The 22016-nt window shown below is 67.3% G+C and carries 23 protein-coding genes and 1 riboswitch; of the genes, 13 read left to right on the top strand and 10 right to left on the bottom strand.

What is annotated here, in order from left to right; genetic code table 11:
- Nucleotides 1-37: 37 nt before the first annotated feature.
- The 4 genes from LN047_RS00325 to LN047_RS00310 are packed head-to-tail and all read left to right on the top strand — an operon-like array spanning nt 38 to nt 3528.
- Complete coding sequence (locus tag LN047_RS00325; protein ID WP_373980880.1) at nt 38-1099, top strand: ABC transporter substrate-binding protein; 1062 nt, start codon at nt 38-40, stop codon at nt 1097-1099.
- Nucleotides 1099-1869 (top strand): ABC transporter ATP-binding protein, encoded by a 771-nt coding sequence (locus LN047_RS00320; protein ID WP_193725346.1) that lies wholly within the window; start codon nt 1099-1101, stop codon nt 1867-1869. The genes LN047_RS00325 and LN047_RS00320 overlap by 1 nt, the downstream gene beginning before the upstream one ends.
- A gap of 19 nt (nt 1870-1888) precedes the next feature.
- Nucleotides 1889-2734 carry an ABC transporter permease gene (locus LN047_RS00315; protein WP_108006355.1) on the top strand — a complete coding sequence of 282 codons (846 nt, stop codon included), beginning with the start codon at nt 1889-1891 and terminating at the stop codon, nt 2732-2734.
- A gap of 14 nt (nt 2735-2748) precedes the next feature.
- On the top strand, nt 2749-3528 hold the full coding sequence (locus LN047_RS00310; protein ID WP_373982093.1) for an SDR family oxidoreductase: 780 nt from the start codon (nt 2749-2751) through the stop codon (nt 3526-3528).
- A gap of 240 nt (nt 3529-3768) precedes the next feature.
- On the opposite strand, the gene ilvB is transcribed toward LN047_RS00310, so the two are convergent.
- On the bottom strand, nt 3769-5592 hold the full coding sequence (gene ilvB, locus LN047_RS00305) for a biosynthetic-type acetolactate synthase large subunit (protein ID WP_180099856.1): 1824 nt from the start codon (nt 5590-5592) through the stop codon (nt 3769-3771).
- Between the two features lie 93 nt (nt 5593-5685).
- Between ilvB and LN047_RS00300 the strand changes: the two genes are divergently transcribed.
- Nucleotides 5686-6156 carry an Lrp/AsnC family transcriptional regulator gene (locus LN047_RS00300; RefSeq protein ID WP_056327693.1) on the top strand — a complete coding sequence of 157 codons (471 nt, stop codon included), beginning with the start codon at nt 5686-5688 and terminating at the stop codon, nt 6154-6156.
- A gap of 22 nt (nt 6157-6178) precedes the next feature.
- Here LN047_RS00300 and LN047_RS00295 read toward each other — a convergent pair whose 3' ends face one another.
- A complete protein-coding gene (locus LN047_RS00295; RefSeq protein WP_056327692.1) occupies nt 6179-7099 on the bottom strand; it encodes a bestrophin family protein in 921 nt (306 codons plus the stop codon).
- 106 nt (nt 7100-7205) lie between these two features.
- On the opposite strand from LN047_RS00295, the gene LN047_RS00290 reads away from it, so the two are divergent.
- The 3 genes from LN047_RS00290 (at nt 7206) to LN047_RS00280 (ending at nt 9635) form a co-directional block, all read left to right on the top strand.
- Nucleotides 7206-7805, top strand: coding sequence for an SET domain-containing protein (locus tag LN047_RS00290; protein WP_373980879.1), 600 nt, complete (start codon nt 7206-7208; stop codon nt 7803-7805).
- Between the two features lie 111 nt (nt 7806-7916).
- A riboswitch (FMN riboswitch) is annotated at nt 7917-8068 on the top strand.
- Between the two features lie 112 nt (nt 8069-8180).
- The gene (gene ribB, locus LN047_RS00285) at nt 8181-8900 is read left to right on the top strand and encodes a 3,4-dihydroxy-2-butanone-4-phosphate synthase (protein WP_056327690.1); all 720 of its coding nucleotides are present in this window, start codon (nt 8181-8183) and stop codon (nt 8898-8900) included.
- Between the two features lie 84 nt (nt 8901-8984).
- Nucleotides 8985-9635 carry a TetR/AcrR family transcriptional regulator gene (locus tag LN047_RS00280; protein ID WP_334167811.1) on the top strand — a complete coding sequence of 217 codons (651 nt, stop codon included), beginning with the start codon at nt 8985-8987 and terminating at the stop codon, nt 9633-9635.
- A 16-nt stretch (nt 9636-9651) separates the two neighbouring features.
- Here LN047_RS00280 and LN047_RS00275 read toward each other — a convergent pair whose 3' ends face one another.
- The 6 genes from LN047_RS00275 to LN047_RS00250 all read right to left on the bottom strand — a co-directional run bounded on the left by LN047_RS00275 (nt 9652) and on the right by LN047_RS00250 (nt 14076).
- Nucleotides 9652-10152, bottom strand: a complete 501-nt coding sequence (locus tag LN047_RS00275; protein ID WP_373980878.1) for a nucleoside 2-deoxyribosyltransferase — start codon at nt 10150-10152, stop codon at nt 9652-9654.
- Nucleotides 10153-10157: 5 nt separating this feature from the next.
- A complete protein-coding gene (locus LN047_RS00270) occupies nt 10158-10721 on the bottom strand; it encodes a flavin reductase family protein (RefSeq protein ID WP_373980877.1) in 564 nt (187 codons plus the stop codon).
- Between the two features lie 7 nt (nt 10722-10728).
- Nucleotides 10729-11187, bottom strand: coding sequence for a nuclear transport factor 2 family protein (locus tag LN047_RS00265; RefSeq protein WP_056327686.1), 459 nt, complete (start codon nt 11185-11187; stop codon nt 10729-10731).
- A 63-nt stretch (nt 11188-11250) separates the two neighbouring features.
- Nucleotides 11251-11862, bottom strand: a complete 612-nt coding sequence (locus LN047_RS00260) for an NAD(P)-dependent oxidoreductase (protein ID WP_062839340.1) — start codon at nt 11860-11862, stop codon at nt 11251-11253.
- Between the two features lie 259 nt (nt 11863-12121).
- Complete coding sequence (panE, locus tag LN047_RS00255) at nt 12122-13048, bottom strand: 2-dehydropantoate 2-reductase (RefSeq protein ID WP_056327684.1); 927 nt, start codon at nt 13046-13048, stop codon at nt 12122-12124.
- A 113-nt stretch (nt 13049-13161) separates the two neighbouring features.
- Entirely contained in the window at nt 13162-14076 is a 915-nt protein-coding gene (locus tag LN047_RS00250) for a DedA family protein/thiosulfate sulfurtransferase GlpE (RefSeq protein WP_180099877.1), read from the bottom strand.
- Between the two features lie 452 nt (nt 14077-14528).
- On the opposite strand from LN047_RS00250, the gene LN047_RS00245 reads away from it, so the two are divergent.
- The 5 genes from LN047_RS00245 to LN047_RS00225 are packed head-to-tail and all read left to right on the top strand — an operon-like array spanning nt 14529 to nt 20490.
- Entirely contained in the window at nt 14529-15560 is a 1032-nt protein-coding gene (locus LN047_RS00245) for a BMP family protein (protein WP_223573782.1), read from the top strand.
- Entirely contained in the window at nt 15557-17086 is a 1530-nt protein-coding gene (locus LN047_RS00240) for an ABC transporter ATP-binding protein (protein WP_373980876.1), read from the top strand. The genes LN047_RS00245 and LN047_RS00240 overlap by 4 nt, the downstream gene beginning before the upstream one ends.
- Nucleotides 17087-17131: 45 nt before the next feature.
- Nucleotides 17132-18205 carry an ABC transporter permease gene (locus tag LN047_RS00235; RefSeq protein ID WP_056327680.1) on the top strand — a complete coding sequence of 358 codons (1074 nt, stop codon included), beginning with the start codon at nt 17132-17134 and terminating at the stop codon, nt 18203-18205.
- 10 nt (nt 18206-18215) lie between these two features.
- Entirely contained in the window at nt 18216-19166 is a 951-nt protein-coding gene (locus LN047_RS00230; protein ID WP_062839334.1) for an ABC transporter permease, read from the top strand.
- A 43-nt stretch (nt 19167-19209) separates the two neighbouring features.
- Nucleotides 19210-20490, top strand: a complete 1281-nt coding sequence (locus tag LN047_RS00225) for an amidohydrolase family protein (protein WP_226847648.1) — start codon at nt 19210-19212, stop codon at nt 20488-20490.
- Here LN047_RS00225 and LN047_RS00220 read toward each other — a convergent pair.
- Both LN047_RS00220 and LN047_RS00215 read right to left on the bottom strand, forming a co-directional pair.
- The gene (locus LN047_RS00220; protein WP_313689324.1) at nt 20465-20851 is read right to left on the bottom strand and encodes a RidA family protein; all 387 of its coding nucleotides are present in this window, start codon (nt 20849-20851) and stop codon (nt 20465-20467) included. The genes LN047_RS00225 and LN047_RS00220 overlap by 26 nt on opposite strands.
- Nucleotides 20848-22011 carry an NAD(P)/FAD-dependent oxidoreductase gene (locus tag LN047_RS00215; RefSeq protein ID WP_373980875.1) on the bottom strand — a complete coding sequence of 388 codons (1164 nt, stop codon included), beginning with the start codon at nt 22009-22011 and terminating at the stop codon, nt 20848-20850. The genes LN047_RS00220 and LN047_RS00215 overlap by 4 nt, the downstream gene beginning before the upstream one ends.
- Between the last annotated feature and the right edge of the window lie 5 nt (nt 22012-22016).

Here is a 22016-nt window from a genome sequence, read left to right as displayed (position 1 = left end):
GCCAAACAGCTGCAACCCAGAAACTTCCGAGGACGACATGACCCGTAGCTCCGACTTCACCACCCGCCGCCGCGTGCTGGCGGCGAGCGCTTGCGCTTTGGCCAGCTTCGGCCTGCTCAATGGGCGCGTCGTCTTCGCGCAGCCCAAGCTGGGCAAGGTCGTCTACGGCCAGGGCAGCATCGACCCTTTTTTCGCGGCCGGCTACGTGGCGCTGAAAAAGGGCTTCTTCGGAGAAGGCGGCCTGGAGGTCGAGTATCTGAATTCGCAAAGCGGCCCGCGCACCAACCAGCTGCTGGCGGCCGGCCAGATCGCCTTTGGCGCCACCGCGGCCACCGCCGCGCCCGCGCTGACCATCGCGGGCAAGCCCGCCACACTGGTGTTCGGCTTTGACCGCAAGCTGACGTACGCCAACGTCATCGTGCGCCGAGAGGACTTCGACAGCGGCAAGATCAAGTCGCTGAAGGACCTGGCGGGCAAGCGCGTGGGCGCGACCCAGCCGCAGTCCAGCACGTGGCTGATGGCGCTGTACCTGATGCAGAAGGCCGGCGTGGCCGACAAGGTCGACATCCGCCCCCTGGGCGATCTGGCGACGATGCTGGGCGCACTCAAGACGGGCTCGGTCGCGGCCAGCATGGCGACCATGTCGATGATGGAACAGGCCCGCCAGGAAGGCTGGGGCGTTCCCATCTTCGACGCCACCACCGAAGCGTCGTGGAACGAGTTCATGGGCGGCGACGTGCCGGGCATCGCGGCGCTGACGCTTCAAGACACCATCCAGAAGCGCCCCGAGCTCGTGCAGGCGTTTGTGACCGCCATGGTCAAGGCGCAGGACTTCATCACCGCCAACAGCGCGGCCGCCATCACCGACGTCATCTACGATGATTACCTGAGCGCCTTCCCGCGCGCCGCCATCGAGAAGACGCTGGGCGTCTACAAGGAGACGGTGTTCCTGAAGGACAACATCATCACCGAGGACGCGTACAACCGCATGACGGCCATCATGGGCGACGGGCGCCAGTTCTCCAATGAAGAGATCAAGACCGTGCCTTACGCCAAATGCGTGAACATGAGCTTCGTGCGCAAAGCCCGGGGCCTTTGATGATCACGCTGGACAAGGTGGGCAAGGCGTACCAGTCGCGCCAGGGCACGACGCACGCCGTCGGCGAGGTCAGCCTGACGATCAACGAAGGCGAATTCGTGTCGATCGTCGGGCCGTCGGGCTGCGGCAAGAGCACGCTTCTGAACATGATCGCGGGCTTTCTGCAGCCCACCACCGGGACCATCCTGGTGGACGGCCGCGTGGTGGACGGGCAGGTGCCGCCCGCGCTGGGCTACATCTTTCAGAAAGACACGCTGCTGCCGTGGTTCAGCGTCAGGAAGAACGTGGCGCTGGGTTTGAAGTTTCAGGGCGTGCCGGCCGACCGGATCGCAAAGCGTGTCGCCGAACTGCTGGAACTGGGTCACCTGAGCGCCTTCGCCGACGCCTTTCCGCATCAGCTTTCCGGCGGCATGCGCCGGCGCGTGGCGCTCTTGATGAGCCTGGCGGTCGAGCCGCGCATCCTGCTGCTGGACGAGCCCTTCGGGGCGCTGGACACGCATACCAAGACCCACCTGCACCGCGAGCTGATGGAGATCTGGCGCAAGCTGGGCCAGACCATCGTGATGGTCACGCACGACCTGGACGAAGCCATCCTGCTGTCCGACCGCGTGGTGGTGCTGTCCGGCCCGCCCAGCCGCGTGCTGCTGGACGAGCGCATCCAGATCCCGCATCCGCGCGACGTCTTCACGCTGCGCGAAACGCCGCAGTTCGTCTCCCACGTGCAAAGCCTCTGGAGCGTGCTGGGCCAGCAGTTCCGCGCCGCCGCCTGAACCGACAGTCATGAATTCGATGGATACCGCCGACACCCTGCAGGACCAGTTGCGGCTGGACCGCCGCGCCAACGCCGCGCGACGCGTGCGCATCACCTTGTGGCAGGTTCTGATTCTTGCCGTCATCCTGGGCTCGTGGGAAATTCTCACGCGCATACCGTGGTTCACCCAGAACACGCTTTTCGATCCCTTCTTCATCAGCCAGCCCTCGCGCGTCGCCGTGCGATTGTGGGAATGGCTGCAACCCGGGCCGCGCTCGGTCTGGCCGCACCTGTGGCTGACGCTGCAGGCGACGCTGGTGGGCCTGGTGGTGGGCGTGGGCAGCGGCTTCGTGGTGGGCATGACGCTCAGCCGCAGCCGCTTTCTGGCCGACGTGTTCAATCCGTTCATCGTGGCGTTCAATTCCATGCCGCGGATCGCGTTCGTGCCGCTCATCACCATGTTCTTCGGGCTGGGGCTGGCGTCCAAGGTGGTCACGTCGTGGTTCGTCGTGTTCTTTTTGGTGTTCTTCAACACCTACAAGGGCGGGCGCAGCGTGGAGCGCGAGCTTGTCGATTTCTGCCGCACGCTGGGCGGCTCGCCGCGCCAGATCCTGTGGCGGGTGCGCATCCCCACGGCCGCGGCCTGGACCTTTGCCGCGCTGCCCAACGCCATCAGTTTTGCGCTGATCGGCGTGGTGCTGGCCGAGTTCGTGGGCTCGACCACGGGCATGGGATATCTGATGATCACGGCGCTGGCGACGCTGAACGCCACCGACATGTTTGCGGCGGTGACGCTGCTGTCCATCGTCGGCATCGCGCTGGTCTATTGTGTGACGTGGATCGAACGGCGGCTCTTGCACTGGGCGCCGGAGTTCCGGGAATGAGCGAGGCCCGAAAGATGAAGACCCTTCCGTATCTGCGCAATTTCGACCTGACGGGACAGGTGGCGCTGGTGACCGGCTCGGCCCGCGGGCTGGGCTTTTGCATCGCGCGGGCACTGGCCGGTTGCGGCGCGCGCGTGCTGATCAACGGGCGCAATGCCGACGCGGTCAATGCGGCAGTGGCCGAGCTGACGGGCGCGGGCCTGGACGCGCATCCGCTGCCGTTCGACGTGACCGACGATGCGGCGATGGCAGCGGCCTTCCAGCGCATCGACAGCGAACACGAACGGCTGGACATCCTGGTCAACAACGTCGGTGCACGCAACCGCAAGACGCTGCAGGACACCAGCCCCGCTGAAATCCGCGAGCTGATCGACACCGATCTGGTGGCCGGCATGCTGCTGGCCAAGTTCGCGGCCGAGCGCATGATGCGCCAGGGCGGCGGCCGGTTGATTGCGATTACGTCGGTGGTGGGGGAGCTGGCGCGGGCGGGCGATGCGGTGTATCCGGCGGCCAAGCAGGGACTGACGGGGATGGTGCGAGCGCTGGCGGCGGAATTCGGCGGGCATTACATCACCAGCAACGCCATCGCGCCGGGGACGTTTGCCACGGAGACCAATGCGGATATGGTGGCCGACCCGCAATTCGGGCCGCGCATCGCGGCGCGCAACCCGACGGGGCGGTGGGGCGAACCGGAGGAAATCGCCGGGGCCGCCGTGTTCCTGGCGTCACCCGCGGCATCGTATGTGAACGGTCACGTGCTGGTGGTGGACGGCGGGCTGTCTATTCAGTTTTGAAGACGGCGGGGTGTCTGAAATCGTCGTGTGCCGCGCTGGCGCCGGTGTCTGACACCGGCTTTTTCAGCGGTGCCGCACCGGTGTCTGACACCCTGGGGAGATGATCTCCAGCCTGCCGCTGCGTCTCAACGGGTGTCAGACACCTACGTTGAGGCGTTCTGATTCCGGTGTCTGACACCCTGGGGAGATGATCTCCAGCCTGCCGCAACGCCTCAACGGGTGTCAGACACCTTGAAACGCTCAAGTCGTCTCGTCCTGATACCAGACGCCTTCGGCCAGCATCATCTTCTGGTGGCCATGCCCCGCCGGCATCATCGGGAAGCAGTTTTCCTGCGCCGTGACCGCCACGTCCAGGAAGTACGGGCCATCGTGCGCCAGGCATTCGGCCAGCGCGGCGTCCAGCTTGGCCGGGTCATCCACGCGCGCCGCCCCCCAGCCGAAGGCGCGCGCCAGCGCCACGAAATCCGGCAGCGACGCGTTGTAGCTGTGGCTGTAGCGTCCGCCGTGGATCAGCTCCTGCCACTGGCGCACCATGCCCATGTAGCCGTTGTTGCACAGCACGACCTTGACGGGCGTCTCGTGCTGCATGGCGGTGGACAGTTCCTGGATGTTCATCAGCACCGACGCGTCGCCGCTGACGCAGACCACGGTCTTGTCCGGGTGCGCGACCTGCGCGCCGATGGCGGCCGGCACGCCGTAGCCCATCGTGCCCGCGCCGCCAGACGTCAACCAGCGGTTCGGGCGGTCAAAGCGCAGATACTGCGCCGCCCACATCTGATGCTGGCCCACATCGGTGGAGACGATGGCATCGCGGTCCGCCAGCGCGGCGTTCAGGCGCGACATCAGGTGCTGCGGCAGGATGGCGTCGGGCGCGGGCGTGAAGCCCAGGCAGTCCTGCGCGCGCCAGGCGTCGATGCGCTTGAACCAGGGCGCCAGGCGCGCGGGCTCAAGCCTGGTGTCGCCCAGTTCGGCGCGTAGCGCCCGCACCAGCGGCAGGCAGTCGCCCACCAGCGCCACGTCCACGCGCACCACCTTGTTGATCGACGCGGGATCGATATCGATATGGATCTTGCGGGCGTGCGGGCAGAACTCGGACAGCTTGCCGGTGATGCGGTCGTCAAAGCGCGCGCCAATGCAGACGACGAGGTCCGAGTTGTGCATGGCGAGGTTGGCTTCGACCGTGCCGTGCATGCCCAGCATGCCCACGAATTGCGGGTCGGACGCGGGAAACGCGCCCAGGCCCATCAACGTCAGCGTGCAAGGCGCGCCGGTGTGGCGTACCAAGTCGGTGAACGCTTCGCAGGCCTCGGGACCGGCGTTCACCAGTCCGCCGCCGCCGTAGAAGATGGGACGCTTGGCCTGCGCGATCAGCGCGGCGGCGCGGCGCACGGCCGACTGCGGCAGCTTGGCCGCCAGCTTGCCCGACTGGCGGCGCGCGCGCAGCGCGGCCAGCTTGTGCTGCGAGGGCACGTCCAGGCCATCGCCGCTATCGCGCGGCACCGCCAGCTGCACGTCCTTGGGAAAATCCACCAGCACCGGACCGGGACGGCCCTGGCGCGTCAGTTCAAACGCACGGGCCGTCACGCCAGCCACGTCGTCCACCGCGCGGATCTGGGTGTTCCACTTGGTGACGGAACGCGAAATGCCGATGGCGTCGCATTCCTGGAAGGCGTCGGTGCCGATGGCCGCCGTGGCCACCTGGCCGCTGATGCAAAGCACGGGGATCGAATCGCACATGGCGTCCAACAGGCCCGAGGTCGTGTTTGCCATGCCGGGGCCGGAGGTCACGAACACCACGCCCGTGCGGCCGGTGGTGCGGGCGTAGCCCTCGGCCGCGTGCACGGCGGCCTGCTCGTGGCGCACCAGCACGTGCCGCAGGCGCGGCTCGGCGTACAACGCGTCGTACAAGGGCAGGACGGCCCCGCCCGGATAGCCGAAGACCGTGTCGACGCCGTGCGCAATCAGCGTGTCGAGCAAAATCTTCGCCCCGTTTTCAGGGGCGGTTTCGGTGGCGGCAAGCGCGGCGGCGGCGGTGGGGTGCAGGCGATCGTTCATGCTATCCATCTTATTGGTAGAACCGAAGAATTTTTATCTTCTTTTCCACGGATAACGGGCGGACGGAGTAAATTCATCTTTGATTTGGAGGAATCAAAGAAAATGAACCTCGACAAGTTCGACTTGGCCATTTTGAAGGTGCTGCAGGACAACGCGCGCGCCAGCCTGAACGACATCGGCGCGGCGGTCGGCCTGTCGTCCACCCCGTGCTGGAACCGCATCAAACGCATGGAGAGCGCCGGGGTCATCCGCGGCTACACCGTGGACATCGATCCGGCCAGCCTGGGCTTCATGGACACGGTCATCGTCCACGTGACCCTGGAGAGCCACAGCGAAGAGACGCTGTATGAATTCGGCCGCGCGCTGGCGCAGATCCCCGAGGTGCTGGAGGCCTTCCTGGTGTCGGGCGACTACGACTATTACATCCGCATCGCCGTGCGCGACACCCGCGACTACGAGCGCCTCTTGCGCGAACAGCTCTACCGCATCCCGGGCATCCGGCACAGCAAGTCCTGCTTTGTGCTGCGCCGGCTGAAGGAAACCAAGCTGCCGCTGACCGGGCCGGCGTCGTAAGCCGCCGCCCCGCCCAGCTGTTTCAGCGCAGGACGTAGTCCACCGGCACCGCCGGCTCGGGCAAGGGGCGCACACCCAGGCCTTCGAGCAGGTCGATCTCGATGACGCGGGCCAGCGCCGACAGCGGCAGGTCGTTCTCGTCCGCGCCGAAGGGGTCTTCCAGCTCGTCGCCCAGCGCGTCCAGGCCGAAGAAGGTGTAGGCGACGATGGTCACCGCAAGCGGCGTCAGGAACTCCAGCGTGCCCACCAGCCCGAAGGGCAGCAGCAGGCAGAACAGCCACGCCGTGCGATGCAGGAGCAGCGAATAGGCGAACGGACAGGGCGTGAACTTGATGCGCTCGCAGGCCGCCTGGATGGCGGCGCACTGCGCCACGCGCTGAGTCAGGCCCTGGTACAGGATGTCGGTCAGCTCACCGCGCCGCAGGCAGGCCGCGAGATCCCGGTTGATGGCCAGTAGCAGGGCATCGGGCACGTTGCGGCAGCCGGCCAGCGAATCCAGCTCGTCCTGCTGCACCCACGGCCGCACCGCCTCGACCATGTCCTGCCCGCGAAGCCGCGCCGCCAGTCCGTAGCCGAATCCGATGCAGCGCCGCACCAGACGCTCCTGCAAGGGATTGGCGGTGCTGGCCGCCAGCAGCACGGCGCTCTCGCGCGCCAGGCTGCGCGCCTGCACGACGAGGTCGCCCCATTGCTTGCGGGCTTCCCACCAGCGGTCATAGCAGACGTTGTTGCGAAAGCCCATGAAGACGGACAGGGCCAGCCCGAAGAGCGAGAACGGCACCGCGGTCAGATGCGCGGGCGAGAAGAACTGGCGGTGGTACATCCACACCACCACGCAGGAGAGCACCGTGATGACGATGATCCTGCTGAGGATGCGCGGGATGATGGAACCGCGCAGTACAAAGAACAGAGCCAGCGCGGAGGGCCGCGGACGGACGATCATGATGAATATCAAACAAGGGACAAGCCGGCGCTCACTATACGCCTGTGATCGCGCAAAGAGGCCGCCGATATAATTCTGTTTCGTCTCACGCCACACGCGACCTTCAATGACCACCGAAGACACCCCGATCAAGCCCTGGTACGCCGTCCGCCGCTCCAAGCTGCACGGCAATGGCGTCTTCGCCGCCCGCAAGATTCCCGCGGGCACGCGCATCATCGAGTACGGCGGCAAGCGCATCAGCGCCAAGGAAGCCGACCGCCGCCACCCGACCAATCCGGACGATCCCTTCCACACCTTCTTCTTCGCGCTCAGCTCCGGCCGCGTGATCGACGGCGGCGACGAGGGCAACGACGCGCGCTGGATCAACCATTCCTGCCAGCCCAATTGCGAGGCGCAGGAAGGCAAGCACGGCAAGCGCGTCTACATCGTGGCGCTAGAGGACATCGCGCGCGGCACCGAGCTGTCGTACGACTACGGGCTGGTGCTGGATGGGCGCATCACCAAGGCGCTGAAGGAAGGCTACAAGTGCCTCTGCGGCACGCCGCCGTGCCGCGGCACGATGCTGGCGCTGCCCGCCAAGAAGGCGAAGAAAGCCGACAAGGCGGAGAAGGTGGAGAAGCCCGCCAAGGCCGAAAAGACCGAAAAGACCGCCAAGACCAATAAGGGCCCCGCGGCCAAAAAGGCCAGCGCCGCCGAGGCCGCCTGACGGCAACACGGGGCCAGTCCCGCGCTTTCCGAAGACCACAACTGCAATAAGCATATTCAATCCCGTCCCGCGGACAGGCGTACAATCATTCGGTCGTTAACACGACATGCAGTACGTCTTCAGGGCGGGGTGCAATTCCCCACCGGCGGTATGCCATGCAATGTGGCGAGCCCGCGAGCGCCCGGCCAGCTATTTGGCCGGGGTCAGCAGACCTGGTGAGAAGCCAGGGCCGACGGTCATAGTCCGGATGAGAGAAGATGTGCCGGCACATACTCGGCTGCGCCGGGCGCGTTTGCGTCCGCCTGGCCGTATTGCGTTCGGCTGTCGATTAGCCCTGAAACGTTTTTCGCCCAATCCTTTTGCGAGAGCGTTTCAATGTCCAACGTTGCCTTTACCCAGCAGTCCCCCCTCCCCAGCCTGGCATCCCAGCCCTTTGCCGCCCGCTTGCAACGCGCGCTGCATCATCTGCGTCTGGGCCGTCCCGTCATCCTGATGGACGACTTTGACCGCGAGAACGAAGCCGACCTGATCGTGGCCGCCGACCGGCTGACCGTGCCCGTCATGGCGCAACTCATCCGCGACGGCAGCGGCATCGTCTGCCTGTGCCTGCCCGGCGAAACGCTGGACCGCCTGGAACTGCCGCCCATGGTCCAGCGCAACCAGAGCCGTTTTGCCACGGCCTTCACCGTGTCGATCGAAGCGCGCGAAGGCGTAAGCACCGGCGTGTCCGCCGTGGACCGCGTGACCACGATCCGCGCCGCCATTGCGCCGTCGGCACAGGCCGACGACATCGTCAGCCCCGGTCATGTGTTTCCGCTGCGCGCGCAACCGGGCGGCGTGCTGACGCGCCGCGGCCACACCGAAGGCTCGGTGGACCTGGCCGTGCTGGCCGGGCTGCGTCCGGCAGGCGTGCTGTGCGAACTGATGAACGCCGACGGCACGATGATGCGCGGTGCGGCGCTGGAGCGCTACGCCGCCGAACAGGGCCTGGTGGCGCTGACCATCGCCGAACTGGCCGACCACCTGCAAAAGCTGCAGGACGGCCAGGCCGAAGCGATCGATGACGAGGTCCTGGAGATGGCGGCCACCGTCTGACCGGCCGCAATGGGTGGGGCCGCGCCATCGCAGCCCCGATGCGGATGGCATAATCCGCGCGAATACTCGCCTTTTGCCCCACCCATGACCGTTATCCCCCAGCCCCGGAAATCGCCGCGCCAACTCAGGTCCCAGCACACCGTCGACACCATCCTGCAGGCCACCGCTCACGTTTTGGCCACGCATGGCTATGCCGGCACCAACACGAATCTGATTGCGGAAACGGCCGGCGTGAGCGTGGGCTCGCTGTATCAGTACTTTCCCAACAAGAACGCGCTGATCGCCGCGCTGCATGACCGGCACGACAACCAGATGCTGGATGTGATCGACGACGTGTTGAACGGCAATCCGGCGGCCACGCTGCGCGAGCGTGTGGGCGCAATCGTGCAAGCCATGCTGCACGCGCATCTGCTGGAGCCGGCGTTGCATCGCGTGCTGGAACGGGAATTTCCGCTGTTTGACCAGCCGCACGAACACAGCCGCGCGGACCAGGACATTCACCGCCGCATGCGGCATCTCTTGGAACTGCACCGCGCCGAGATCGCGCAGGCGGACCGGGATCTGGCGACCTACGTGGTCCTGCGCATCATGGAATCGCTGGTGCACGCGGCCGCGCTGGCGCCGCCGGCGGGCTTCACGCCCAAGCAGCTGGAGGCCGCGGTGGTGGATGCAGTGATGGGGTATCTGGGCGCGCCAGCCGGCGCCGCCAGAAAGACGAAGGCCGCGCGCGCCTAGCTGCTGGCATCAAACGTCAGTTGCGCGCCATGCTGGCCAGGCAGTCCGCCGGACCGCCATTCACGATGCGCGCGCTGCACGCCAGCATCAGGTTAAGGCTCAGGCCGAAGTCCTCGACGGTATGGCCCTGGGCGTCGACCATGCGCGATGCGCCGTCGTCGGCCGCCGCCCCCACCGCCACCTGATCGATCAGGCTGCCGGACTGGCCGGTGTAGCCCCACACGGGCTTGCCGCAGGCGATGGCGTAACCCACCTCGAAGGCCGTGCCCGAATCGGGCTCGGCGCCACGAAACGGATTCAGGTTCGCCATCACCATGTCGGCGCGGCGGATCAGCGCGACGTTGGCGCGATAGATCCATTGCGCCAGCGCCTGTCCGGACAGGTCCGGCGGCGCCGCGTTGTCCAGCGGAAACACGCCCTCGAAACCGTAGGTGGCGCACAGCGTCTTGAGCCGTTCGCCGTGGGCCACGGCGTCGGGCAGAAAGACGTCGAAACCCGCCAGATACACGCTGCGCATGGCCCTTACTCCGGATCGGCGACGTTGAAGGCATCGCCGGTGGCGAAGAAGGAGCCGCCGGCCACGTAATGCACCGAACGGCGCTCGTCGGCCGGAAAGTGCCAGCGGTTGCCCGAGAACACGTCCGGCGCCGCCCATGCGGCCACGACCTCGCCGATGAAAAGGTCGTAGGCCTGCTGATTGTGGGGTTCAGGGATGACCTTGCATTCCAGCCACCCGAGACACCCCTCAATGAGCGGCGCGCCGATCTTGCTGGCGGCAAACGTGGTCAGGCCGCTGGCCTGGAACTTGTCTTCGTCGCGCCCCGAGTGCGAACCCACCTGCAGCGTGGCGTGCGCCTGCGCGCGCGACGGGATGCACAGCGCGAATTCGCCCGAGGCTTCGATGAGCTCGCGCGTCCAGGTGTTCTTGTCCACCACCACCAGCATCTTGGGCGGACTGAAGTCCAGCGGCATGGCCCAGGCCGCGGCCATGACGTTGCGGGCGCCGCCGTGCGCGCTGGTCACCAGCACGGTCGGGCCGTGGTTCAAAAGCAGATAGGCGCGGGGCAGGTCGACGGGTTCGATCATGGGCAGCCTAGAACATGCCGTTCTTGTTGGCGGGGTTCTCGGGGATTTCCTGGCTCACGTCCCAGTGTTCGACGATCTTGCCGCCTTCAAGGCGGAAGATGTCGACCACTGCCTGGCCGCGGTCTTCGGGCGAGTCGCGCCACAGGTTGTGGATCATGACGAGGTCGCCTTCGGCGATCACGCGCTTGATCTCGACGATGGCCTGCGGATGCTGCTCGAAGTAGCGCGGGAAAAAGTCGACCATCGGCCCGACGCCGTCCTGCATGTACGGATTGTGCTGGGTGTAGTTCGGGCCGACGTACAGGCGCACCGCCTCGTCGATATCGCGGTCCTGGAACATCATGCGGAAGAACGCGACGGCAATTTCCTTGTTCGACTGCGGCGCGGCCGCAAGCGCCGGCGCAGCCGCCACGCAACTGGCGGCGACCAGCAGGCAGGCAGCCAAGGATTTCCACTTCATACGCATACAGGACTACTCAAATGACGCCGGCTGGCGGCCTGCCAGTTTACAAACAAACGCGGCGCAGCATCAGTATCCGACGGTATAGCGGCGGCGCGAATGCCGCGGCGTTTCGACTTCGTCGGCCAGGGCGATTGCGTAGTCTTCCATGGAAATCCAGCTCTTGCCCTCGTCGTCGGCCAGCAGATTGTCGTCGCCCACGCGGAAGGATCCGGTGCGCTCACCGGGCTCGAACATGGCCGAGGGCGACAGGAAGGTCCAGTTCAGCACCTTTTCCTGGCGCAGCGTGTCCAGGAACACGACGCCTGCGCGCGCCTCGGGCTTGTAGGCGTCCGGGAACTCGGGGGTGTCGATCAGCATCTTGCCGGGCGCGACCAGCAGGCTGCCCGCGCCGCCCACCACCAACAGGCGCGGCACGCCGGCGTTCTTCACGGCGGCCAGAAGGGGCTTGGCATCGGTGGACACGAAACGCGTGGCGCTGATGACGGCGTCATGGCCGGTCAGGATCGGGGTCAGGCCTTCGGGATCGGTGGCATCGCCCTGCCGGACCGTCAAGCCCGGCTGCTCGTTGACGTCGGCCGGGTTGCGGGCGATGCCCGTCACCTGGTGGCCGCGCTTCAACAATTCGTCCGCCACGCGGGACCCCACGCGGCCGGTAATGCCGATCAATGCGATTTTCATGGTCTTGCTCCTGGGAGGGATGGGCCGGGAGCGGCCGCCGCACGATTGCGGCGGCGCGGGCTTCGGCTCAGGCCAAGCCATACTATTCGGTCAAATCCGAACGAAAAACCCGCTAACCAGGAAGAGTTTTTTGCAAACCGTGCACCAATGGGTGCGAACCGGCAGCCGCGCGAGATGACCGGACGCGCGCCGCACGCCGCGGCACGCGCAATCAGTGTGCGCCCGGCGGCCCCGCTTGAACAGGGGGCCGCTCCCGCGATCAGCGGGCGGCGCGTTGCGCCTGGTAGACCTGCAGGTGCGAATAAGCCACGCGCAGGTAGGTGGCGTCCACGCCCAGCGTGCGGGCGCGGCGGACCATGTCGCCGACGATGTGGTCGGCTTCCACGGGCAGGCCCTGGCGCAGGTCGCGGAACATGGAGGCAGTCATGGGCTGGGTGCGGTCGGACAGCAGCTTGCGCACGGTGGCGTCCGCCTCGGGCCGCACGGTATGGCCGGAGGCCGCGGCGACCGCCTGCGATTCCTGCAGCAGGCCGAGCAGGAAGTCCACGCCGTCGTCGGTGGATGCGATCTCGCCGACCGAGCCGCGCATCAGGCAGGTGGCGGCGGCCAGCGTCGTCAGCATGACGTATTTTTCCCAGATGTCCTGGTAGATGTTTTCGCTGAGGCGGCTGACGTATTCGCCGCCCGCCAACGCCTGCTCCAGCGCCACGCAGCGCTCGCTACGGGCAGGGCCGGCGCGTTCACCGAACACCAGGTTGGCGTGTTTGCCCAGGTGGACCACTTCGCCTTCGGGACCGAGGGTGGCGTTGATCTGGCACAGGCCGCCCAGCACGCGATGCGGCTCGAACTCGCGGTCCAGCACGTCGTACTGGAGCACGCCGTTCATGATGGGCAGCACGGCGGTGTCGGGACCCACGGCCGGACGGATGGCCTCGATGGCGCTGTCCAGGTCGTAGGCCTTGCACGACAAGACGACGATGTCGTAGCTGTCCTTCAGCGTCTGCTGCGTGACCAGCTTGGGGTGCAGCGTGGCATCGCCCAGCGGACTCTGGATGCGCAGTCCGTGTTCGCGGATGCGCGCGGCGCGCGGCTCGCGCACCAGGAACGTCACGTCCGCGCCGGCTTGCGCCGCGCGTCCGCCAAAGTATCCGCCGGTGCCGCCGGCGCCCAAGAACAACAACCGCATGCCTGTCTCCTGTTGGCTGCCCGCGTCGGGCGCGGGCCAATGCGCGCATTATGCGCCCGGGTCTGGCGCGCCGCCCAGCGCCCGCCCCCCCGAGGGGCCATGCGCCGGACGCTTCAGGCCTGCTGTTCGCGTTCGGCCCAGGCATCGTAGCCGCCGCGCAGCGCCCAGATCTTGCGGTAGCCCGCCGCACGCAACCGCGAGGCCAGCAGGGCGGCCGACACTTCATTCGGGCATGCGCAATAGACCACGATGTCGGAATCGATCGCGCCGGGATCGAGCGCGGGCAGCGGCTGCTTCAGGTCCACGGCCACGGCGCCCGGAATGCGTGCGGCATCGCGCTGGGCCTCTGGCCGCACGTCGAAGACCAGCGCATCGCGTCCGCTCTGGCGCCACTGCATCAGTTCGTCCACCGACAGCCGCGGAATGACGCGCAGGCTGCGCAGCAGGATCTTGCGCCGCAGAAAGCGCGCCACGATGTACAGTGCCAGCACGCCCGCCAGCACCGCCAGCCCCATCGGGCCGTAGGTGCCCAGGATGTCCAGCACGTCGTTTACTACGCTGTGAAAAAGGCCGCCCAGCAGCAGGGCCGAGCCTACCCAGATCAGCGCGCCGGCCAGGTCGTAGAGAAAGAAGCGGCGGTACGGCGTGTTGGTCAGCCCCGCCATGACGGTGGACAACGCGCCCGCGCCCGGCAGGAACTTGCACACCAAGAGCGCGCGCACGCCGATGCGCAGATACAGGCGCTGCGTCTGGCGGATGCACGAATCCTGCGACAGCGACACCTTGCAGACCACGCCCAAGAGGCGCGACCCGTAACGCCGCCCGGCCCAGTACCACAGGCTGTCGGCGATGAGGCAGGCGGCGGTCGCGGCCAGGAGCGGCACAAGCCAGCCGCCGGCGCCGGCCAGCGCGCCGGCCGCGATGATCATGGGATAGGCGGGCACCGGCAGACCGGCCTGCTCGATGAGGACGTTGCCGAACACCAGCCACCCGCCGTACTGCTCGAGCAGCAATTGAATATCTTGCATGGGATTTCCAGCTTGCCGCGCGCGGCGCGGCTCATCCGCGGATTTTAGGCGCGCGGCTGCGCGCCGGGACCATAGACCCTGCCAGCCGCGCGGCAACGGTCTGTTCCATTCACGCCCGGCATCCCCGCCCATGCCCCGCCTTCAGAGACGCGGCGCACCAATGTGGTGCCACGCTTCCCCGCCAGGGTGCCTATAATTCTGCCCGGCCATCAGGTTTGCCCGCCTTGTCGCGGGACTGCCCCGTGGCATACAAATTGCTTCGCCAGGACAGGCTGAGAACTCGACCATTCGGGCGGGTGCGCCGCCTGGCGCTCCCATCCGATGACCGAGCCCACGCCCCCGTTCACGCACGATCTGCCCGGCATGCCTGCCGGCCGCAGCGGCCTCCGTGCTGCGGGCGTCATCCCCCCTCATCCCCATTCCCTGTCCTTCCCCGCGTAGGAGTCACCTGCATGAAATCCCTTTCCCTTTCGACCGCCGGCGGCATCGCCCGCCGCGGCCTGCTCAAGCTGGCCTTGGCTGCAGCCGGCGCAACGCTGTTCTCGGGCGCGGCCCTGGCCCAGGCGCCCGCCAAGACCAAGGTCGCCGCCGTGTACACGGTGCCGGTCGAACAACAATGGGTATCGCGCATCCACAAGGCGCTGTCGGCCGCGCGCGACCGTGGCGACATCGAGTACACGTTCTCGGAAAACGTCACCAACGCCGACTACGAGCGCGTGCTGCGCCAGTACGCTGAACAAGGCAACAAGCTGATCGTGGGCGAGGCCTTCGCCGTGGAAGCCGCCGCCCGCAAGGTCGCCAAGGACTATCCGCAGACCGCCTTCCTGATGGGTTCGTCGGGCAAGCCCCAGCAGCCCAACTTCTCGGTGTTCGACAACTACATCCAGGAACCGGCCTACTTGACCGGCATGATCGCCGGCGGCATGAGCAAGACCGGCAAGATCGGCCTGGTGGGCGGCTATCCCATCCCCGAAGTGAACCGCCTGATGCAGGCCTTCATCGAGGGTGCCAAGGAAATCAATCCGAAGGCCGAATTCACCGTGACCTTCATCGGCTCGTGGTTCGATCCCCCAAAGGCCAAGGAAGCCGCCTTCGCGATGATCGACAAGGGCGCGGACGTGCTGTACGCCGAACGCTTCGGCGTGTCGGACGCCGCCAAGGAACGCGGCAAGCTGGCCATCGGCAACGTGATCGACACCCAGCCGCAATACCCCGAGACGGTCGTCGCCTCGGCGCTGTGGAGCATGGAGCCGACCATCGACGAAGCGCTCAAGCAGGTCAAGGCCGGCACGTTCAAGGCCGAAGACTTCGGCCAGTACTCGCTGATGAAGCACAAGGGCTCGTCGCTCGCGCCGCTGGGCACCTTTGAACAGAAGATCCCGGCCGACCTGATCGCCAAGGTCCAGGCCAAGGAAAAGGCGATCCTGGACGGCAGCTTCACCGTCAAGGTCAACGACAAAGAACCCAAGTCCTCGGCACGATGAATCAAGCGCCTCTCGCCCTGCAACTGACGGGGATCACCAAACGCTTCGGCAGCCTGACGGCCAACGACGATGTTTCGCTCACGCTGCGCCAGGGCGAAGTGTTGGCCTTGCTGGGCGAGAACGGCGCCGGCAAATCGACCCTGGTGTCGATCCTGTTCGGCCACTACGTGGCCGACGCCGGCAGTATCGAAGTCTTCGGCAAGCCCCTGCCCGCCGGCCGGCCCGACGCCGCGCTGGCGGCGGGCGTCGGCATGGTGCACCAGCATTTCACGCTGGCCGACAACCTCACCGTGCTGGACAACATCATGGTGGGCACCGAATCGCTCTGGAAGCTGGCCTCGGGCCGCGGCCAGGCCCGCAAGCGCCTCGTGGAACTGGGCCAGCGCTTCGGCCTGGGCGTGGACCCGGACGCGCGCGTGGGCACGCTGTCGGTCGGTGAAAAACAGCGCGTCGAAATCCTGAAGGCGCTGTACCGCGGCGCCCGCGTGCTGATTCTGGACGAGCCCACCGCCGTCCTCACGCCGCAGGAAGTGCAGGACCTGTTTGCCACGTTGCGCGGCTTCGTCGACGAAGGACTGGCGGTCATCTTCATTTCGCACAAGCTGGACGAAGTGATGGCCGTATCGCGCCGCGTGGCCGTGCTGCGGCAAGGCAAGCTGGTCGCCGAGCGCGACACCGCGGGCACCAATCCCGCGGAACTGGCCGAACTGATGGTGGGCCGCAAGGTGGTCATGCCGCGCGCCGAGGCCGCTTCGGCCGCCGAGCAGGCCGCGCCCGTGGTGACGCTGTCCCAGGTCACCGTGCGCGACAGCCGCGATGGCGCGCCGCGCCTGGACAGCCTGGACCTCGTGGTCCACACGCATGAAATCGTGGCCATCGCCGGCGTGGCCGGCAACGGCCAACAGGCGCTGGTGTCGGTGCTGACCGGCCTGCGCCAGCCCTCGGACGGCACGATCCGGCTGGGTCCGGAACACGCTGCGGCGCCGACGACGCCCGCCGGCTGGACCGCCGCGCGCGTGGGCCGCATTCCGGAAGACCGCCACGGCGAAGGCATGATCGGCGACAGCCCCTTGTGGGAAAACGCCATCATCGAAGACCTGAAAGACAAGCGCTTCGCGCGTCACGGCCTGATCCGCGCCCGCGCGGGCAAGGCCTACGCGGCGTCGCTGGCCAAGCAGTTCGACGTGCGCGCCGCCTCGCTGGACGTGCGCACGCGCAGCCTGTCGGGCGGCAACATGCAAAAGCTGATCCTTGGACGCACGCTGGCGCGCGAGCCGCGTTTCATCGTGGCCGATCAGCCCACCTGGGGCCTGGACATCGGCGCGGTCGCCTACGTGCGCGAGCAGCTTCTGGCCGCCCGCGCCCGCGGCGCCGGCGTGCTGCTGGTGTCCGAGGACCTGGAAGAGATCTTTGCGCTGGCCGACCGCATCGCCGTGCTGTGCGGCGGCAAGCTGGTCGCGGTCAAGCCGGTGGCCGAATGGACGCCGGCCACCGTCGGCCTGGCCATGACGGGAACCCGGGCGTGACGGTGCGAACCGTACCGCCCGGCTTTCTTCACTTTTGAGCATCCCATGAAACTGATCCTGGAACGCCGCCCCGAGCCCAGCCGCCTTGCGCTGGCATTGGCGCCCATCGCGGCCATCCTCTTCACGCTGGCGGTCTGCACGCTGCTGGTGGCCTGGGCGGGCGCCCCCGTCGGCCGCACCTACGCGCTGCTGTTCGAGGGCGCGTTCGGCACGCGCTTCGCGCTGTCCGAAACCCTGACGCGCGCCACGCCGCTGATGCTGACGGGCCTTGCCTGTGCCGTGGCCTTCCGCGCGCGCTTCTACAACATCGGCGCGGAAGGGCAGCTCTACCTGGGCGCGCTGGCGGCGGTGGCCGTGGGCGGCCTGCATGACGGCACGGGCTTTGACCTGCCGGTGCCGGTGCTGTTTGGCGGCATGATGCTGGCCGCGGCGCTGGCCGGCGCGTTGCTGCTGCTGATTCCGGCCCTCCTGAAAACCCGCCTGGGCGTCGACGAGGTGGTGACCACGCTGCTGGGCAACTTCATCGTGCTGCTGTTCGTGTCGATGATGCTGGACGGCCCGATGAAGGATCCGATGGCGATGGGCTGGCCGCAATCGGTGGCGCTAAACGGCGACCTGGAACTGGGCAAGCTCATCGAACGCACGCGCGCCCACACGGGCCTGTTGTGGGCCGCCGGCCTGGCGCTGGGCCTGTGGCTGCTGAACCGCTACACCGTCTTTGGATTCCAGATGCGCGCGGTGGGCGCCAATGCCCACGCCTCGCGCTTTCTGGGCCTGCCGGTGAACCGCGTGATGCTGGGCACCGCCATGCTGTCCGGCGCGCTGGCCGGCCTTGCCGGCGCCATCGAGGTCGCGGGGCGCACCAGCTACGTCACGCTGGATATGTCGCCGGGGTACGGCTACACGGGCGTGGTCGTCGCCATGCTGGCCGGCCTGCATCCGCTGGGCGTGATCCTGGCCAGCATCTTCGTGGCCGGCATGCTGGTCGGCGCCGACAGCATGAGCCGCGCCATCGCCGTGCCCAACTACATCGCCGACGTCATCGTCGCCACTTCGCTGCTCGCCATGCTGGTCGCGACGTTATTCGCGCAGTACCGCCTGCGCCGCAACAAGGCTTGAGGAGCACGCCATGGAATGGATGGATCTGATGAGTTCCTCGGCGTTCTGGGTGGCCGTGCTGCGCCTGGCCACGCCGCTGATTCTGGGCACGCTGGGCGTGCTGCTGTGCGAGCGCGCCGGCGTCTTGAACCTGGGCATCGAGGGCATCATGGTGGCCGGCGCCTTCACAGGCTGGCTGGTCGTCTACCTGGGCGCGCCGCTGTACGTGGGCGTGCTGGCCGCCGCGCTGGCCGGCGCCGTGTTCGGCCTGCTGCACGCCGTGCTGACGGTGCCGCTGGGCCTGTCGCAGCACGTCTCGGGCCTGGGCGTGACGCTGCTGGCCACCAGCCTCAGTTACTTTGCCTACCGCGTCACGTTCCCCAGCGTGTCCGCGCCGCCGACGATCACCCCCTTTGCCGAGATGAAGTTCCTGGCGGCAATTCCGCTGATCGGCCCCGTCCTGGCCGGGCAGACGCCCATGACGCTGATCGCGCTGGCCGCCGTGCCGATCCTTGCCTGGGTGCTGAACCGCACGCCGGTGGGGCTGGCTGTGCGCATGGTGGGCGAGAACCCCGCCGCCGCCGAAGGCCAGGGCCTGTCCGTGACGCGTCTGCGCATCGGCGCTATCGTGGCGGGGTCGGCGCTGATGGGCGTGGCGGGCAGCTTCCTGACGCTGGCCGCGTTCAACGCGTTCTTCTTCAACATGGTCAACGGCCGCGGCTGGGTCTGCGTGGCGCTGGTGGTGTTTGCGTCGTGGCGGCCCGGCAAGGCGCTGCTAGGCGCCCTGATCTTCGCGTTCTTCGACGCGCTGCAACTGCGCCTGCAACAAGGCGGCGCGGCGCTGCCGGGCATGCCCGAACTGCCGTATCAGGTGTATCTGATGCTGCCCTACATCCTGTCCATCCTGGCCCTGGTGTTCATGGCGCGCCGCGCCGCCTACCCGCAGGCCTTGATGAAGCCTTACCGCAAAGGCGAACGGTGACGGGACGCCATGACGCCACTGACATTCTTCGCAAGGAACACGCATGCTTGACCTGATTCTTAAGCACTGCACGCTGCCCGACGGCCGCACCAACATCGACATCGGCGTGGCCGATGGCCGCATCGCCGCGCTGGAACCGGCCCTGAAAGCCGAGGCCGCGCAGACGGTGGACGCCGCCGGGCAACTGGTGAGCTCACCCTTCGTCGACGCGCATTTCCATATGGACTCCACGCTGTCCTTTGGCCTGCCGCGCGTGAACCAGTCGGGCACGCTGCTCGAAGGCATTGCGCTGTGGGGCGAGCTCAAGCCGCTGCTCACGCAGGAAGCGCTGGTCGAACGCGCGCTGGCTTATTGCGACTGGGCCGTGGCGCGCGGGCTGCTGGCCATTCGCTCGCACGTGGATGTCTGCGATCCGCGCCTCTTGGCAACGGAAGCGCTGCTGCACGTGCGCGAAAAGGTCAAACCCTACCTGGACCTGCAACTGGTCGCCTTCCCGCAGGACGGCGTGCTGCGCGCGCCCGGGGCGCTGGACAACCTGAAACGCGCGCTGGACATGGGCGTGGACGTGGTGGGCGGCATTCCGCATTTCGAGCGCACCATGCAGGACGGCGCCGAATCCGTGCGCATCCTGTGCGAACTGGCCGCCGAACGCGGCCTGCGCGTGGACATGCACTGCGACGAAAGCGACGATCCGCTGTCGCGTCACATTGAAACGTTGGCGTATCACACGCAGCGGCTCGGCCTCTCCGGCCGGGTGACGGGCTCGCACCTGACGTCCATGCATTCCATGGACAACTACTACGTGTCCAAGCTGATTCCGTTAATCCGCGAAGCGGGCGTGTCGGCGATTGCCAATCCGCTCATCAACATCACGCTGCAAGGCCGCCACGACACGTATCCGAAGCGCCGCGGCATGACGCGCGTGCCCGAGCTGATGGCGGCCGGCGTGCCGGTCGCCTTCGGCCACGACTGCGTGATGGACCCGTGGTACAGCCTGGGTTCAGGCGACATGCTGGAAGTCGCGCACATGGGCCTGCACGTGGGCCAGATGACGGGACAGGACGCGATGCGCGCCTGTTTTGAAGCGGTGACGACCACGCCCGCCAAGATCCTGGGCCTGGACGAGACGGGCCTGGCGGTCGGCAAGCGCGCCGACCTGGTGCTGCTGCAGGCGCGCGACGCGGTCGAGGCATTGCGCCTGCGCGCCACGCGCCTGATGGTGCTGCGCGCGGGCAAGGTGGTGGCGACCACGCCGCCGGCCACCGCCACGCTGCACCTGCCGGGCCGCCCCGGCCAAGTCAGCTTTCAGACGTCGGCCCGTTGACGTAAGCCGGCTGCGCCGCGGCCGTCACGATGATCTCCACCAGCATGTCGGGCGAGGCCAGCTTGGCCTCGCAGGTGGCGCGGGTGGGCATCGCGCGCGGCAGCGCCCACTCGGCCCACACGGCGTTCATGCCGGCAAAGTCGCGCGCGATGTCCTTGAGCCAGATCTGCACGGACAGCAGCCGCGACTTGTCGGTGCTCGCCTGCTTCAGATAGCCGTCGATCTTGGCCAGCACGTCGCGCGTCTGGGCCTCGATGCCGCCCTCCGCGGTCGACGTCACCCCCGCGATATAGACGGTGTCGCCGTGAATCACGATGCGGGAGAGGCGCTCGTTGGTTTCCCTGCGCACGATATCGTTCATTCGTCTTGCTCCTTGGTCGATGGGGCGGATGCCATGCCGGCATCCGAAAAACGTTCAATCCGGAATGGCGCTATCGGCAGGTCCGTCGCGCCGGTCGTGATCAGGTCGGCCATGATGCGGCCCACGATGGGCCCCAGCTCGAAGCCGTGCGCCGAAAACCCGAAGGCGTGAAAGGCAGTTTCATGCCGGCTGCTGCGCCCGATCACGGGGATTTCGTCGGGCATGGCCGCCTCGATGCCCGCCCAGCCGCGGTTCACGATGGCGTCGCGCATATGCGGGAAAAGGTCCACCACCGTGCGTGCGCCCTCGGCCAGCGAGCGGAAATCCAGTTCGGTCCATTCGGCATCCCGGTCCACCCAGGCACGCCGGCCCCCGCCGATCAGCACGGTGCCATTGGTGCGCTGCTTGAACGACAGCGCGCGGCCCGTGCCCAGCACCACGGGATCCAGAAAGTGATCCATGCGCAGCGTGACGAGCATCATCGGACTGATGGGTAGCAGCGGCACCGGCTCGCCCCATTGCGCGGCAATGCGATCCGCCCACGCGCCCGCGCAGTTCAGCACCTGCGGCGCGGTGTACACGCCGTCATCCGTCTGCACGCGCCATTGCCCGTCCTGCCGCGTCACGCCTTGCACGCGTACGCCTTCCAGAAAGCGCGCGCCCAGGCTGGCGGCCTTCATGCGAAAGGCGAGGGTGGTGCGGTAGGGATCGGCCGCCGCGTCCTCGCGCGCGATCAGGCCGCCTTGCACCGTGGGCGCAATCGCGGGAATCAAGTCCAGCAGGTCTTCGCGACTTATCCACTGCTCGTGGGTATAGCCGTGGTCGGTCATGGTCTTGAGCCGCGCACGCAGCGTCTCGGCATCCGCCGCATTTTCGGCGACGCGCACCTGCCCGTGCTGCTCAAAGCCGCAATCGTCATCCACCAGCTCGCCGATGCGATACCAGAGTTCGCGCGAGGCCAGCGCCAGCGGCACTTCGGCCAGATGGCGCGACAGCGTGCGCACGCCGCCCGCATTGACGCCGGAGGCGTGACGCCCCACGTAGTTCTTTTCGATGACCAGCGCGCGCACGCCGGCGCGCGCCAGATGCAGCGCGGCCGAGCTGCCATGCAGCCCGCCGCCGATGATGATGACTTCAGCCGCCCGCGGGTGAACGGTCATGGTGT

The organism is Achromobacter sp. JD417, assembly GCF_041879325.1.
Taxonomy (GTDB): Bacteria; Pseudomonadota; Gammaproteobacteria; order Burkholderiales; family Burkholderiaceae_B; genus Achromobacter; species Achromobacter mucicolens.
The sequence above is the reverse complement of the archived record's forward strand: the minus strand, read 5'-3'. Positions and strand labels throughout refer to the sequence as shown.

Excerpts from the sequence above, each read along its gene's own strand:
- LN047_RS00215 (WP_373980875.1), bottom strand. The coding sequence starts at position 22,011 with ATGACCGTTCACCCGCGGGCGGCTGAAGTCATCATCATCGGCGGCGGG.
- LN047_RS00230 (WP_062839334.1), top strand. The coding sequence starts at position 18,216 with ATGGAATGGATGGATCTGATGAGTTCCTCGGCGTTCTGGGTGGCCGTG.
- LN047_RS00325 (WP_373980880.1), top strand. The coding sequence starts at position 38 with ATGACCCGTAGCTCCGACTTCACCACCCGCCGCCGCGTGCTGGCGGCG.
- LN047_RS00300 (WP_056327693.1), top strand. The coding sequence starts at position 5,686 with ATGAACCTCGACAAGTTCGACTTGGCCATTTTGAAGGTGCTGCAGGAC.
- LN047_RS00320 (WP_193725346.1), top strand. The coding sequence starts at position 1,099 with ATGATCACGCTGGACAAGGTGGGCAAGGCGTACCAGTCGCGCCAGGGC.
- ribB (WP_056327690.1), top strand. The coding sequence starts at position 8,181 with ATGTCCAACGTTGCCTTTACCCAGCAGTCCCCCCTCCCCAGCCTGGCA.
- LN047_RS00275 (WP_373980878.1), bottom strand. The coding sequence starts at position 10,152 with ATGCGCAGCGTGTATCTGGCGGGTTTCGACGTCTTTCTGCCCGACGCC.
- LN047_RS00240 (WP_373980876.1), top strand. The coding sequence starts at position 15,557 with ATGAATCAAGCGCCTCTCGCCCTGCAACTGACGGGGATCACCAAACGC.
- LN047_RS00260 (WP_062839340.1), bottom strand. The coding sequence starts at position 11,862 with ATGAAAATCGCATTGATCGGCATTACCGGCCGCGTGGGGTCCCGCGTG.
- LN047_RS00270 (WP_373980877.1), bottom strand. The coding sequence starts at position 10,721 with ATGATCGAACCCGTCGACCTGCCCCGCGCCTATCTGCTTTTGAACCAC.
- LN047_RS00220 (WP_313689324.1), bottom strand. The coding sequence starts at position 20,851 with ATGAACGATATCGTGCGCAGGGAAACCAACGAGCGCCTCTCCCGCATC.
- LN047_RS00250 (WP_180099877.1), bottom strand. The coding sequence starts at position 14,076 with ATGCAAGATATTCAATTGCTGCTCGAGCAGTACGGCGGGTGGCTGGTG.
- LN047_RS00280 (WP_334167811.1), top strand. The coding sequence starts at position 8,985 with ATGACCGTTATCCCCCAGCCCCGGAAATCGCCGCGCCAACTCAGGTCC.
- LN047_RS00265 (WP_056327686.1), bottom strand. The coding sequence starts at position 11,187 with ATGCGTATGAAGTGGAAATCCTTGGCTGCCTGCCTGCTGGTCGCCGCC.
- panE (WP_056327684.1), bottom strand. The coding sequence starts at position 13,048 with ATGCGGTTGTTGTTCTTGGGCGCCGGCGGCACCGGCGGATACTTTGGC.
- LN047_RS00310 (WP_373982093.1), top strand. The coding sequence starts at position 2,749 with ATGAAGACCCTTCCGTATCTGCGCAATTTCGACCTGACGGGACAGGTG.
- LN047_RS00290 (WP_373980879.1), top strand. The coding sequence starts at position 7,206 with ATGACCACCGAAGACACCCCGATCAAGCCCTGGTACGCCGTCCGCCGC.
- ilvB (WP_180099856.1), bottom strand. The coding sequence starts at position 5,592 with ATGGATAGCATGAACGATCGCCTGCACCCCACCGCCGCCGCCGCGCTT.
- LN047_RS00225 (WP_226847648.1), top strand. The coding sequence starts at position 19,210 with ATGCTTGACCTGATTCTTAAGCACTGCACGCTGCCCGACGGCCGCACC.
- LN047_RS00295 (WP_056327692.1), bottom strand. The coding sequence starts at position 7,099 with ATGATCGTCCGTCCGCGGCCCTCCGCGCTGGCTCTGTTCTTTGTACTG.
- LN047_RS00245 (WP_223573782.1), top strand. The coding sequence starts at position 14,529 with ATGAAATCCCTTTCCCTTTCGACCGCCGGCGGCATCGCCCGCCGCGGC.
- LN047_RS00315 (WP_108006355.1), top strand. The coding sequence starts at position 1,889 with ATGGATACCGCCGACACCCTGCAGGACCAGTTGCGGCTGGACCGCCGC.
- LN047_RS00235 (WP_056327680.1), top strand. The coding sequence starts at position 17,132 with ATGAAACTGATCCTGGAACGCCGCCCCGAGCCCAGCCGCCTTGCGCTG.